10 protein-coding genes are annotated in these 14,141 nt (G+C 66.1%); 8 read left to right on the top strand and 2 right to left on the bottom strand.

What is annotated here, in order from left to right; translation table 11 throughout:
• Positions 1-2: 2 nt before the first annotated feature.
• Genes gluP through HLH27_RS09300 form a run of 4 tightly spaced genes read left to right on the top strand, consistent with a single transcriptional unit; the run spans position 3 to position 5,165 of the window.
• Positions 3-1,385 (top strand): glucose/galactose MFS transporter, encoded by a 1,383-nt coding sequence (gene gluP, locus HLH27_RS09315; RefSeq protein ID WP_338029874.1) that lies wholly within the window; start codon positions 3-5, stop codon positions 1,383-1,385.
• Entirely contained in the window at positions 1,382-2,191 is an 810-nt protein-coding gene (gene nagB / locus HLH27_RS09310) for a glucosamine-6-phosphate deaminase (RefSeq protein WP_182949750.1), read from the top strand. The genes gluP and nagB overlap by 4 nt, the downstream gene beginning before the upstream one ends.
• Complete coding sequence (locus HLH27_RS09305) at positions 2,191-2,970, top strand: copper homeostasis protein CutC (RefSeq protein ID WP_182949749.1); 780 nt, start codon at positions 2,191-2,193, stop codon at positions 2,968-2,970. Before nagB ends, HLH27_RS09305 begins: the two co-directional genes overlap by 1 nt.
• Before the next feature lie 2 nt (positions 2,971-2,972).
• Positions 2,973-5,165: a beta-N-acetylhexosaminidase gene (locus tag HLH27_RS09300; RefSeq protein WP_182949748.1), complete on the top strand. Its 2,193-nt coding sequence runs from the start codon at positions 2,973-2,975 to the stop codon at positions 5,163-5,165.
• A 66-nt stretch (positions 5,166-5,231) separates the two neighbouring features.
• Here the strand turns inward: HLH27_RS09300 and HLH27_RS09295 are convergent, their stop codons facing one another.
• Both HLH27_RS09295 and HLH27_RS09290 read right to left on the bottom strand, forming a co-directional pair.
• Complete coding sequence (locus HLH27_RS09295; protein ID WP_182949747.1) at positions 5,232-5,900, bottom strand: glutathione S-transferase; 669 nt, start codon at positions 5,898-5,900, stop codon at positions 5,232-5,234.
• 80 nt (positions 5,901-5,980) lie between these two features.
• A complete protein-coding gene (locus HLH27_RS09290; RefSeq protein WP_182949746.1) occupies positions 5,981-6,712 on the bottom strand; it encodes a hypothetical protein in 732 nt (243 codons plus the stop codon).
• 365 nt (positions 6,713-7,077) lie between these two features.
• Between HLH27_RS09290 and HLH27_RS09285 the strand changes: the two genes are divergently transcribed.
• From HLH27_RS09285 to HLH27_RS09270, 4 genes are all read left to right on the top strand, one after another.
• The gene (locus tag HLH27_RS09285) at positions 7,078-7,599 is read left to right on the top strand and encodes a sigma-70 family RNA polymerase sigma factor (RefSeq protein WP_182949745.1); all 522 of its coding nucleotides are present in this window, start codon (positions 7,078-7,080) and stop codon (positions 7,597-7,599) included.
• Between the two features lie 33 nt (positions 7,600-7,632).
• Complete coding sequence (locus HLH27_RS09280; protein ID WP_182949744.1) at positions 7,633-8,499, top strand: FecR domain-containing protein; 867 nt, start codon at positions 7,633-7,635, stop codon at positions 8,497-8,499.
• Positions 8,500-8,605: 106 nt separating this feature from the next.
• Positions 8,606-11,944: a TonB-dependent receptor domain-containing protein gene (locus tag HLH27_RS09275; RefSeq protein ID WP_220790352.1), complete on the top strand. Its 3,339-nt coding sequence runs from the start codon at positions 8,606-8,608 to the stop codon at positions 11,942-11,944.
• 128 nt (positions 11,945-12,072) lie between these two features.
• Positions 12,073-14,139, top strand: coding sequence for a M13 family metallopeptidase (locus tag HLH27_RS09270; RefSeq protein ID WP_182949868.1), 2,067 nt, complete (start codon positions 12,073-12,075; stop codon positions 14,137-14,139).
• Positions 14,140-14,141 lie beyond the last annotated feature (2 nt).

Raw genomic sequence — 14,141 nt, 5'->3', positions numbered from 1 at the left:
CCTTGCGGGAGGAATCCGATTTCTCGCGCCGGCCGGTGCCTGCACCGGCCGGTGGCACGTCCGGGTGGTCGTGGGTGGCCGGGCTTGCGGCACGCAGCCCCGCCGGGGCCTATGGCTGGCGGCCCATCCTGATCATGGCCACGCTGTTCTTCAGCATCGGCTTCGTGACCTGGCTCAACGGGCCGCTGATCACGTTCGTGCAGGTGGCCTTCGAGCTGGATGACGTGACGTCGTTCCTCGTGCCTGTCTGTTTCTATCTGGCCTATTTCATCTTTCCGCTGCCGGCGACGGTGCTGACGCGGCGGATCGGGCTGCGGCGCGGCCTGTCGCTGGCGCTGGTCGTGATGGCGGCGGGGACCGCGCTGTTCGGGGAATGCGTCAACGCGCGATGGTATGTGGGGGCGCTGAGCGGGCTGACCGTGATCGGGGCCGGGCTGTCGCTGTTGCAGATCACGATCAATCCGTATGTCAGCCTGCTGGGCGGGCATGACCGGGCCGCGCAGCGCATCGCGATCATGGGCATTGCCAACAAGTTTGCTGGCATCGTGGCGCCCGCCCTGTTTGCCGTGATCGTCATGCCCAATGTCGGCGGTGTGGCGGCCGATATCGCCCGGACGCCGCCCGGCCCGGCCCGGGAGGCCACGCTGGCCGCCTTTACCCATGCCGTCCACGCGCCCTATTCCGCAATGGCGGGGCTGCTGCTGTTGCTGGCGATCTTTACCGCGCGGGCGAGGCTGCCCGAGATCGCGATCGAGACCGCCGCCCCGGCCGGCGGCGCGCGGGGGGCGGCGCAGCCGGGGTGGCTGCTGACCGGCGCCTTTGCCATGTTCCTGTATGTGGGCGTGGAGGTGATGGCCGGCGATGCCATCGGGCTGTATGGACGGTCCTTCGGCCTGTCGCTGGACGTGACGAAATATCTGACGGCGCTGACCCTGGCCGCGATGATGGCAGGCTATCTGGCCGGCATGGTGCTTGTGCCGCGTGTCGTCGACCAGGAACGCTATATGCTGCTGTCCTGCGTCGGCGGGATTCTGCTGTGCCTGGTGGCGATGGTCGCGCCGGGGATGGTGCCGGTGTTCTGCGTGGCGCTGCTGGGATTTGCCAATGCGATGATCCTGCCGGCTCTTTTCCCCGTCGTGCTGGCCGAGGGCGGCCCCGATGGCGGGCGGATCACGGCGTTTCTGGTCATGGCCTATTCGGGCGGGGCGGTGTTGCCGCAGGTTTTCGTGCATCTTATCCCGCTGCTGGGCACCACGCCGGCTTTCATGGTGCTGGCCATTCCGGCCTATATCTTCATCGGGGGCTGGATCCTGGCGCTGCGCGCAGGGGGCGGGGCGGGGACGCGACGGGCGGCCCCGGCCACGGGAAGGAGCGACACGCCGTGAAGATCATCATCTGCCCCGATGCCGCCCGCGCGGCCGGACTGGCCGCCCGGCTGCTGGCGGACCAGGTGCGCGACAAGGCGGATTCGGTTCTTGGGCTGGCGACCGGGCGTACCATGGAGGCGATCTACCGGCTGCTGGTCGGGACCGCGCGCGCGCGGGGGATCGGTTTCGGGGGCGTCACCACCTTCAATCTTGACGAATATGTCGGGCTGGGGGCTGAGGATGCCCAGTCCTACCGCCATTACATGCAGGCGCATCTGTTCTCGCACGTCGATCTGGCGCCGGGGCGGACCCATGTGCCGGACGGGGCGGCGCCCGATGCCGATGCCGAAGCCGCTGCCTATGAGGCGCGGATTGCGCGGGCGGGGGGGATCGACCTCCAGCTTCTGGGCCTGGGCGAGAACGGGCATATCGGCTTCAACGAGCCGCTATCGTCGCTGGCCAGCCGCACCCGCGTCGTGACGCTGGCACAGGCGACGCTGGTGCAGAATGCCGGCATGTTCGGCGGCGACCTGTCGCGCGTGCCGAATCGGGCCATCACGATGGGCACGGGGACGATCCTGGAGGCGCGCAGGGCGCTGATGGTGGTGACGGGGGCCGGCAAGGCCGCGATTGCCGCACGGGCGATCGAGGGGCCGGTCTGCGCCGCCGTGCCGGGGTCCGCCCTGCAATTCCATCCGGATTGCCTTGTCCTGCTGGACGAGGCGGCGGCCTCGGCCCTGACCCAGCGCGACGCGATCGAATGGCAGATGCGCCATGATGCGGAGCTGGTCGCGATCCAGTCGGCGGCGTCGGGCGGGCGGTGATGCAGGGGCGGCGCATCCTGCTGGAAGTCTGCGTCGAGGGGGCCGATGGGCTGGCGGCGGCGGTGGCGGGCGGTGCCGACCGGGTGGAGCTTTGCGCCGCGCTGGTGGTGGGCGGGCTGACGCCTTCGCCCGGGCTGATGGCGCTGGCCGCCAGTGCGTCCTGCCCGGTCTTTGCCATGATCCGGCCCCGGCCGGGCGATTTTGTCTATTCCCCGGCCGAGGAGGCGGTCATGCGCGGCGATATCGCCGCCGTGGCGCAGGCGGGGCTGGCCGGCATCGTGCTGGGCGCCTGCCGGACGGATGGGCGGCTTGACGAGGCCATGCTGGGCCGGCTGCTGGACCATGCCCGCGCCTGCGGCGTGCGCCATGCCACGCTGCATCGGGCCTTCGACGAGGCCGCCGACGCGGGCGTGGCGCTGGAGGTGGCGATCGGGCTTGGGTTTGCGCGGATCCTGACCTCGGGTGGGGGCGCCACGGCGTGGGACGGGCGCGAGCGGCTGCGCGCGCTGGTCGCGCGGGCCGGGGGGCGCATTGCCGTCATGGCCGGTGGAGGGGTCTCGCCGGAGTCGGCGGCGGCGCTGGTAGCTGCCACGGGGGTTGAAGAGGTGCATGGGTCCTGCCGCGGTCGTGACATGCCGCGTGGGCAGGGTGTGCGGAATGCCGGTTTCGGCGACAATCCGGTGCCGACCGACAGGGCGACGGTCGGGGCGGTGCGGCGGGCGCTGGACGATGCGGGCGCCGCCGCGACGATGTCCGGGGACTGTTCCAGGAGAGAATGAGCATGAAGTTTTCGACCGCGCGTGCGGCCCTCCTCGGGTCTTCGCTGCTTGCCGTGACGATGGGGCTTTCGGCCTGCGCGACGCCCCCGGGCGAACAGCCGGTGGCGGCGGAGCCCGTGGCGGCTGCGGCGGCTGCCGCTCCGGCGCTGATGCCGGTGCCCTCTTCGGTGGCGTTCCCCGGCGGGTCCCTGCCGCTGGGCGGTGGCTTTGTCGTGTCGTGGAGCCGTCCGCCGTCCGCGATGATGCAGGCGGCGGCCGGGCGGTTCCTGCGCCGGGCCGACGCGCTGGCCGGGCGGGTGCTGCCGGCGGGCGACGGCCCCGTTGACCCCAAGGCCGCGCCGGTGCCGGTGCGGATCGAGGCCGGGCAGGATGCGGGCTGGCTGACCACACGCGCGAAGGAAGATTACCGGCTGGTTGTGGGGCCGGACGGCGCCACGCTGACCGCCGACGGGCCCGATGGCGTGATGCACGGTCTGGCGACGCTCGCGCAATTGATCGGGCGGGACGAAAACGGCCCGAAACTGGCTTTTGCGACCATTGCCGACCATCCGCGTTTTGCCTGGCGCGGGATCATGATCGATACCTCGCGCCATTTCGTGGCGGTCGAGACGCTCAAGCGCCAGATCGATGCGATGGAGATGCTGAAGCTGGATGTGCTGCACCTGCATCTGAGCGACGGCACCGGCTTTCGGGTAGAGAGCCATGTGCTGCCGGAGCTGACTGCCAAGGGGTCGCACGGGCAATATTATACCCAGGCGCAGATTCGTGACGTGGTGGCCTATGCGGGGGATCGGGGTATCCGGGTCGTGCCCGAATTCGACCTGCCGGGCCATGCGCTGGCCGTGCTGCTGGCGCACCCCGAACTGGCCGCCCGGAGCCCGGTCGATCCGGAGCCGAAGAACAAGAATACCGCCGCGCTGGACCCGACTCTGCCGGCGACGCTGCGGCTGGTGCGCCAGCTTTATGGCGAAATGGGCCGGCTGTTTCCCGATATCTATTTCCATTCCGGCGGGGACGAGGTCGACCCCGACGAGTGGATGACGAATCCGAAGATCGTGGCCTGGATGAAGGACCATGGCTACGCCACCCCGCAGGCATTGCAGGCGGCGTTTACCGCGCAGGTGCAGAAGGTGCTGGCCGCGCAGGGCAAGATCATGGTCGGGTGGGACGAGGTGAGCGAGGCGGCCATTCCCTCCGACGTGGTCGTGGATGTGTGGCGCAGTTCGAAATTCATCGCCTCGGCCACCGAAGGGCATCATCCCGTCATCGTTTCCGCCGGTTATTACCTCGATCTGCTTCAGCCGGCCGGGCAGCATTATCTGGTCGACCCCTACGATCCGGCCGCGAACGGGATTACGCGTGAGCAAGCCGACAGATTGCTGAAGAAGGGCACGCGCCCCGACCTGGTTGCCGCCTTCCTGAAGGAGCCCGCGCCGCCGCCGTTGACCGATGCGCAGAAAGCCTTCGTGCTGGGTGGCGAGGCGCCGCTATGGGCGGAGCTTGTGACCGACGAGATGCTGGATGCGCGGATCTGGCCGCGTGCCGCCGCGATTGCCGAGCGGTTCTGGTCGCCGGCCGAGGTGCGGGATGTCGACGACATGTATCGCCGCCTGGCCGTGGTGAATGCCGAGCTCCAGATCACCGGTTTGCAGGGCGAGGCGAACAGGTGGCGGATGGCGGCCCGGCTTTCGCCCGGCACGGTCGACCCGGTGATGGTGCTGGCGAGTGCCACGGTTCCGCTGCGCAACTACAACATGAACCGCTATGTGGGGCGGCATGGCAACCGGCTGGACGAGATCGGGGAAATCGCGTCGCCCGATCCGGCGCCCGCGCTGCGGTTCTCGGCGCTGGTGGCGCGCTATGTGGCGGGAGACCATTCGGTGGTGCCGGCGCTGCGGCGGCAGCTTGCGACCTGGCGGGACAATGATGCGGCCTTTGCCCCGGTGGCGCAGGTTCGCGGCCTGTCCGATGCGCTGGTGACGTCGCGGCATCTTGCCGTCATCGCCGGGGCGGGGCTGAAGGCGCTGGATGGGGAGCGGACGCTTTCGGCGCCGGACAGGGCGATTTTCGACCAGGAAGATGCGGCCATCAACAGTTCCGCCGATGTCTCCGGCTCCTTCGCCGGGGTGAACCTGCCGCCTGCGGGGCTGATGATCGCAATCGAGCCGGCCGTGAGGAAGCTTCTGGGCTTGTGACGGCCGGGGGGGAAGGTCAGGGCTCTGCCGGGGTCAAGGGGCAGGGCCCCTTGAAGTGTATTCCGGTTATGCCTCGGCAAAGGCATAGGGGCCGCCGCGTTCCAGCGCCCGGACCCATGCGGGCCGGGTGTGGATACGGTGCAGAAACGCCCTGACATGGGGGAGGGGTGCGCCCCCCGCGCGGGCGCAGGCGGCCTCCAGCGGGAAGCTCATCTGGATATCGGCCGCCGTGAATGCATCGCCGGCGAACCAGCCGGTTTCGGTGAGCGATTGTTCCCAGAATGCCATGTGGCGTTTGATTTCCGGCCCCAGAAACTGGGCCTGCACGCCCTTTGCGATGAGGGCCGCGAACGGCTTGAGCAGCAGGGGCACGCGCGACGGCAGCATGTCAAAGAGCAGTTTCATCACCAGCGGCGGCATGGCCGAGCCTTCGGCATAATGCAGCCAGTAGGTGAAGCGGCGGTCGTCCGGTGAGCCGGCAGGAGGGCGCAGGCGACCATTGCCGTATTCGTCGAGAAGCCAGGTGATGATGGCCCCGCTTTCCGCCAGGGTGAGGTCGCCGTCGGTGACGATCGGCGACTTGCCCAGAGGATGGATCTTGCGGAGTTCCGGTGGGGCCAGCATCGTCCTGGGGTTGCGCTTGTAGAACCGTATCTCGTACGGCAGGCCGAGTTCCTCCAGCAGCCAGAGCACGCGTTGCGAGCGGGAATTTTCGAGATGATGCACGGTGATCATGGGGACCGTCCTTGTGGCGCCGTTCCTGTGATGCTGTGGGGCATCGGGAGGGATGGTAACGCCGGACGGGGGTGGTCCGTTCAGGGTGAGGGCGGGCGCTTCCAGCTGTCGAACCGGACCGGGAAAACCATTGTCATGCCGGCGATCGGCCTGGTGCTTTCGAACACGGCCTCGGCGGGATAGGCGCGGGGCTGGAACGTGAAATCATAGGGCTTGTCGCCCCGGTTGCGTACGAGGCTGGATGTCCTGCCGCTTTCCGTCACCGAGAATTCCGACCGGGGTGGCAGGGTGATGGTGACGGTTCTGGTCTCGGGGAGAAAGGCCGACAGGACGAAACCGGCCTTGCGGCCGATCTGACGATCGAGCGTCTTCATCCAGCCCCTTGCGTCGCGGCCTGTGAAGCGGGTTGCCGGAGGCTGGTCGATGCTGACCGTTGCCTGGAAGCTGATTTCCTGATCGCTGGACAGGGATGCCACGACATTCGGGTTTTCCGCTTGCAGGGCCGTGTCGGCGGGAAAGACGATTTCGTTGCCGCCGTCGGGAAACAGGGACAGATGGCCCTGTCGTGCATCGAAAAAGAGGCGGGCGTCCTCGGGCGGACGGTCGCCTGGTTCCAGGAGGGCCCGGACGTGGAGATGGAGGCCGTTTGGCCGGCCGTCTTTCAGGCGAATGGCGTCCGCCGTTGCCTGCATCCGGCCGAGAGTCGACACCACGACCGGATGAAACGCACCGCGAACGGCGATATCCTCGGCCCCGGCGGGCGCGGCCGCGAAAAGACAGGCTGGAAGAGCGGCCAGAAATCCCAGGCGCATCCTTTACTCCGCGAATGATGCCGGCTGCATGCCGGCGGATGGATTGCGCCCCGGGGGGCGGGTGGTCGTCAGGACACATCCGGGAAAAAAGCGTGTGCTGTTCTGTCGGGCCCTATTGCCTATTGCAGTCCCGTTATGATTTTCATGACGGATCGTTGCATAATGTTCCCGGGAAAGGCCGCGTGCAACATTCCGTCAACGATGATGCCTAGACGATATCAATAATGTGTGAACATAACTCTCCTTGAAAAGCGTTCATATGTCGTACAGGCTCGATGATTGTACGATTTATTTGTGTATTTATACATTCGGGCCGCGACGGTATTCGGTGACTGTTGCGCCGGGCATTGCCTTGTGAACGTAAGATGACCAAACAGCCCCTGACGCATTCACGGCTTCCCGACCCGTTGACAGGGCTGTTCCAGTCTCATTTCGGCTGGCTGGTCGGGCGCATGGCGCGCCAGCTCGGCTCGCGCAGCAAGGGGGAGGAGATCGCCTCCGAAGTGTTTGTCCGCCTGGCCGCATCGCGGCAGGCGGAGAGCCTGCGGGAGCCGCGCGCCTTTCTGCTGGTCGTGGCGCGGCGGCTGATTTCGGAACTGAGGCGGCGCAGCCTGCTGGAGGCCAGCTATCTGGATGCGCTGCGGGCGACCTCGGCCGAAACCGCGCCCAGCCCGGAGGAGCAGAACGAATTCCTCCAGCTGCTCCAGCACATGGATCATGCGTTGCAGGATGTGTCGCCACGGGCGCGGGCGGCATTCTTCTTTTATCGCATCGACAATCTGCGCCATCAGGACATCGCGGCACGGCTCGACGTCTCGGTCAGCATGGTGCGGAAATATATCGACGCCGCCGAACGCGCCTGCGCGGGCGTGCTGGACAAGCCTTGAGTTCCCGCGTTCCTGTTCGTAATAGAAAGCATCATGGTTTCCGATCCAAAACGGCCCACGGACTCATCGCAGGGCGGAAACGGCCAGTCCCTTTCGGTGGAGCAGCAGCTCGAGCGCCTGCGGGCGACGTTGGGCGGGCAGTCGCTGGGGGATGTCTATCTGCGCCGGGTGAGGCGCCGCACGCTGCTGCGCCGGGGGCTGGGGGTGGCCGCGGGCGCGGCCTGTGTCGGGGGCGTGCTGACCGGGCCGGACCTTCTGTCGGGGGATCTGCGGGCCGATATCCGCACGCGCCATGGCGAGACGCAGCAACTGGCGCTGGGGGCGCGGTCGACCGCGACGCTTGCGCCCTGCAGCGCCATCACCTTCGCCGCCGGCGGGGGGCGGAGTGCCTTCACGCTGCTGCATGGAACGGTGCTGGTGGAAAGCCGCCCCGATGCGGCGTCGCCGTTCGTTCAGGTGGCCACCCGCGCCGGGACGATCCGGGCGCGCGCCGGCGATTTCATGGTCCAGCGCGATGACGGGCGGACCATCGTGACGGCTCATGACGATGCGCTGGCCGTCATGCCCATGCGCGGCCCGCAGATGACCCTGCCGGCCAGCCATGCCATCGACCTGGAGCCGGATGGGCCGCGCGAGCGGGCCATCGACTGGGGGCTTGCGACCTCGTGGCGCAACGGCATGCTGATCGTGGAGAACGGGACGCTCGGCGAGGTGGTCACGGGGCTGGCGCCCTACTGTCGCGGGTCGCTCTACATCACGCCGCGCGCCGCGCGTATCCGGGCCAGCGGTGTGTTTTCGCTGAACGATACCGCGCGTTCGCTGTTGCAGCTTGAAGAGATCTTTCCTGTCTCCGTCCGGCACCTGCCCTTCGGGGTCGTGACGATCAATGCCATGACGTAACGGCCGCCGCGCAAAAAAAAGTTTCGTGGCCGGTATCACTTTGTGCCGCTCGATCCTCATCCCCTGTGACGGACACACCGAAACAGTCCGTAATGATGAGGAAGAGATGAAGAGAAACCAGCGGCTCGTCGGTATATCCACCTTTTTCCTGCTCGCGGGCTCGTGCCTTGGGGGCGTTTCGTCCGGCCGAGCCGCCGATCTCTCTGCCAGCCAGGCGAAATCCTTTGCGTTTTCCCTGCCGCCGGCGCCGCTGGCCCGAACCCTGTTGCGGATATCGGCCCAGACCGGAATACCCATCGCGTTTTCTCCCGAGCAGGTGGCGGGCCGGCAGGCGGTGGCGATCAGCGGCCAGATGAGCGAGATGGCGGCGGTCAGCCTGGCCCTGCGCGGCACGGCGCTGGCCGTTGCCACGACGCCGTCGGGCGGGCTCAAGATCGTCGCGACGCCGCCGCCCACGCATCGGGAAGAGGGGATCAAGGCCACGAATGCCGCCGTTCTGGTGGCGCCGGAGCGGGCGGAGGCGAACCCGGAAGCCATTGTCGTGACCGGTTCGCGCCTGGCCCATTCCGCGCTGACCGACATCATGCCGACCAGCACGCTGGATGCCGAGCAGCTGGCGCGGCGTGGCTATACCAATGTCGGCACCGCGCTGCTGCGTGAAAACCCGGCCTATGGCGCGCCCGACAATTCCAACATGGGGGCCCAGGGCTCCTATGGGGCGGGCCAGTTCTTTGCCGACATGTTCAACCTGGGCGCGCAGCGCACGCTGACGCTGGTGGACGGGATGCGGTTCGTCTCCGATGCCTCGTCGTCGATCTTCGGCACGGTGGCGGGGTCGCCGGTGGATCTTGCCATCATTCCGACCTCGCTGATCAAGAAAGTCGAGACGGTGAGCGTCGGCGGGGCGCCGGCCTATGGGTCGGACGCGATTGCCGGTGTGCAGAACTTTATCCTCAAGAGCGATTTCGAGGGGGTGGAATTTACCGCGCAGGGCGGCTTCTCGCAGAAGCTCGATGACGGGTCGGCCAAGATCGCGCTGCTGGCCGGGCGGCATTTCGACCATGACCGGGGCGGTGTCGTCTTCGATGTCGAATATAACGACCAGCTTCCGCTGACCCGTGCCGCGCGGCCGCAATATGGCGGCGGGGACAGCAATTATTTCGGGCAAAGCAACAATCCGAACAGCCCGTATCAATATGTGCTGCAAAACAGCCAGCGCTATCTGGAATTTACCAATTCGGGCATGCCCGTCACCGCCGATACCTATCCGACCCTGTATGGCAAGAATTATGCCGGCGTGACCAATGCCGCCGGCCGGCCGCTGATCTTCAACCAGACGGGCTCGGCGCTGGTGCCGCTGGCCTATCGTTCGGTCAATGGCGACGCGATTTCCGGATCGGGCGGCAACGGGTTCAATATCGGCAATTACGACAACCTGATCGTCGGCCAGACGCGGCTGAACCTGACCACGCTGGCCCATTACGACATCACCGATCACCTGAAGGCGAAGTTCGAGGGCTGGTACCAGAATTCGAGCGCCTTCAATACTTCCGCCCAGCCCAGCTACAATACCGCCCTGTTCGGGGACGCCATGACGGGGGCCGCCGACGGCACGCAGGAGGGCAACCTGGTGCTGAGCACCAGCAACCCGTTCCTGACAAGTGCCGAGCGCGCCACCATCATCTCGAACCTTGCCGCCCAGGGCCTGCCGACCGACAAGTTCTACATGGCCCGGGCCAATACCGATTACGGTACCGGCGCCTTTACCACCAACACGCAGACATTCCGCTTCGTCGGGGGGCTGAACGGCGATTTCGAGTTTGCCGGCCGCCATTTCGACTGGGACATCACCGGCACCTATGGCCGCTCGATGTCGCAGACCTATCAGCCGCAGATCGTGACGCAGAATTACGTCAATGCGCTGAATGCCGTCCGATTGCCCGACGGGTCGATCGGCTGCGCGCCCGGCTATGTGAGTTCACCGCTGCCGACCCAGAATGCGAACTGCGTGGCGCTGAATCCGTTCGGCGCGGGCACCGCGAACCAGGCTGCGGTCGACTATATCACCGCCATGAGCAAGGCCTCGCAGACCAATAGCCAGTTCGACATCGTGGCCGAGGTCAAGAGCACCGTCGTCAAGCTGCCGGCGGGGGATGTGCGCTGGGACCTGGGCTACGAACATCGGCGGGAGGGGACGAGCTTCAATCCTGGCGCGTTCTTCCTCGGCGAGCCCATGGCGGACGGAAGCTATCAGCAATATGGCACGTCGATTCCGATCTCGCCGGTTTCGGGCCAGTATCATACGCACGAGGCCTTCGCCGAACTGGAAGTTCCGCTGGTCGCCCCGAAGATGCATATTCCCGGTGTGTATGAATTCTCGGGCGATGCGGCGGCGCGCTATGTCAACAACTCCATCACCGGCGGATTCTGGACCTGGACCGCGGGGGGCACCTATGCGCCGGTGCGCGATGTGGTGTTCCACGGCAATTATACCCGCTCGCTCCGCGCGCCGTCGATTACGGAACTGTTCGCGCCCGATGGCTCGGTTTACGATAGCGGGAACGATCCGTGCTCGCCGCAATTCATTACCTCCGGGCCCAATCCGGCGACGCGGCGCGCGAATTGCGCCAGTGCGGGTGTGCCCGCCAATTTCACGTCGAACATCAACAATTATACCGTACTGGGCAGTTCGGGCGGCAACCGCCATCTGCAGAACGAGACGGCGAACAGTTTCACCGGCGGCGTCACCTTGCAGCCGCGCTGGGTGCGCGGGCTGACCATCAATTCCGACTTCCTGGATATCGACCTCCAGAACGAGATCCAGCAACTCGACATCACGCAGATCATGGATGCGTGCTACGATTCGACGAGCTTTCCGAATGCCTACTGCTCGGCCTTTACGCGGGATGCCTCCGGGCAGATCACGAATTTCAAGGAGGGCTATTACAATATCGCGAGCCAGCATGTGCGCGGCGTGCAGTCCAGGCTGGATTACTTCCTGACGCTCGACGATGTCGGGCTGGGCCCGAAATCGGGCGCGGTCGAGATGACCGTCAATTACATGCATTACCTCTTCAACCAGCAGACGCTGCTGGGCCAGACCTATGCGCAGGTCGGCGACACGAGCAATCCGCGCGATAATTTCACGACCAATATCAGTTATTTCCGTGGGCCCCTGATGCTCCAGTGGCAGATGATCTATTACGGGAAGAGCCATTATGCGCTGAACGTCACCCCGGATACCTATTCGATCGCGACCTTTAAACAATATTTCACGTTCAACACGACCATTGGCTACACCTTCCTCAAGCATTATGTGGCAAACCTGAATATCAACAATGTGTTCGATGCGCGGCCGCAATATCCGTATACGGGTTCGACCTCGCGCTATTTCGACGGCATCATCGGCCGTTCGTTCCAGCTTACGGTCCAGGCGAATTTCTGAGCGCGGGCATTTGTGGCTCGCACGGCCTGGACGACCATGACACGCAATCGGCGCGCGGCCGCGCGCCAGGGGGAATCGATTTGATCCGTACGAAATATCGGGGCGTCGCGAAACGCCGTGCCGGGACCATGATACTGCTGGGCACCGCCTGCCTCGCCGGGATGCTGGCGGGGACGGGCGCGGGGGCCGCTACCGTGGCGGCCCCCGCGGCGCCGGGCGTGCCCGCGTCGTCGCAGGGCGCGTGGGGCTTCGACCTGTCGGGCCGCAACCTGTCGGTGAAGCCGGGCAACGATTTCTTCGGCTATGCCAACGGCACCTATGTCGATCATCTGGTCATCCCGGCAGACCGGACGAGCTGGGGGCCGTTCAACGAGCTTGCGGAACTGTCGCGCACGCGGGTGCAGGCGATCCTGAACGACGTCTCGGCCCAGGCGCAGGCGAACCCCACCACGATCGAGGGCAAGCTCGGCACGTTCTATGCCTCGTTCATGGATGAGGCGGGGGTCGAGGCGCTGGGCGCCAGGCCGCTGGCGGCCGATCTGGCGGCGATTCGCGCCGTGCACGATGCCGCGTCCTTCGCCGCCCTGGTCGCGTCGGCGCAGGAGACGTTCCAGACCTCGCCGTTCTCGCTCATGATCCAGCCCGATGCGAAGGACCCGACGCAATATGCGCTGGACCTCGACCAGGCGGGGCTGGGCATGCCGGACCGGGATTATTACGCCAAGCCGGCCTTCGCCGCGAAGAAGACCGCGTACCAGGCCTATGTCGAGACGATGCTCGGCCTGATCGGCTGGCCCGACGCGAAGCAGGCGGCGGCGGATATCGTGACCCTGGAGACGGCGATTGCGAAGGTTCACTGGGCGCGCGACGAGATGCGTGATCCGGAGAAGAGCTATAATCCGCGCACGCTGGCGCAGCTCCAGAAGGACGCGCCCGGCTTCGACTGGGCGACATGGCTGAAGGGGACCGGAATCCCCGAGGAAGGCCTGGCGCAGCGCGTGCTGATCGCGGGTGAGCCCGACGCGATTGCGGGGGAGGCGAAGATCCTGGGGGCGGCGGATATCGCGACCCTGCGGGCCTGGCTGGCCTTCCATCTGGCGGATAATGCGGCGCCCGACCTGTCGAAGCCGTTTGTCGATGCGTGGTTCGCATTCAACGGCAAGACGCTGTCCGGCCAGCCGCAATTGCCCGTGCGCTGGAAGCGTGCGGTGGGGGCGACGAGTTCCGCGATGGGCTGGGCCATCGGCCGTGTCTATGTCGCGCGCTATTTCCCGCCCGAGAGCAAGGTGGAGATGGGCCATCTGACGGACGAGCTGAAGGCGGCCTTCCATGTCCGGCTGCAACATAACAGCTGGATGGGGGCAGCGACCCGTGCCGCCGCGCTGCGCAAGCTGGACAATTTCACCGTCCAGATCGGCTATCCCAACAAGTGGCGCGACTATGGCGCGCTGACGGTCCGCAAGGGCGACGTGTATGGGAATGCCACGCGGGCCATCGCCTTCGAATGGCGTTACTGGCTGGGGCATCTGGGCAAGCCGGTGGATCGCGACGAGTGGGACATGACCCCGCAAATGGTCAATGCCTACAATATGCCGGTGTTCGACGAGATCGTGTTCCCCGCCGCGATTCTCCAGCCGCCCTTCTTCAACCCCAAGGCGGACCCGGCGATCAATTACGGTGCCATCGGTGGGGTGATCGGGCATGAGATGACCCATTCCTTCGATGACGAAGGCCGCAAGTTCGACGAGCATGGACGGCTGCGCGACTGGTGGACCAAGGAGGATGCGGCGCGGTTCCAGAAGCTTGCGGACCGGCTGGGTGCGCAGTTCGATGCGTTCGAGGTGCTGCCGGGCGTGCATGTGAACGGCAAGCTGACGATGGGCGAGAATATCGCCGATCTGGGCGGGTTGACGCTGGCGCTGGATGCCTATCATGCCTCGCTGCACGGCAAGCCGGCCCCGGTGATCGACGGGCTGACGGGCGATCAGCGGGTATTCCTGGGCTGGGCGCAGGTCTGGCGCGAGAAGGTGCGGGACGATGCCATGCACCAGCAGATCGTCGTCGATCCGCATTCGCCGCCGGTCGCGCGCGTGAACATGCCGATGCACAATATCGACGCATGGTATGCCGCATGGGGCGTCAAGGCGGGGCAGACGCTCTATCTCAAGCCGCAGGACCGCGTGAAGATCTGGTGATG

This window comes from Gluconacetobacter takamatsuzukensis (genome assembly GCF_014174275.1).
In the GTDB taxonomy this organism is placed as follows: Bacteria; Pseudomonadota; Alphaproteobacteria; order Acetobacterales; family Acetobacteraceae; genus Gluconacetobacter; species Gluconacetobacter takamatsuzukensis.
This window is presented reverse-complemented; position numbering and strand designations above follow the sequence as displayed.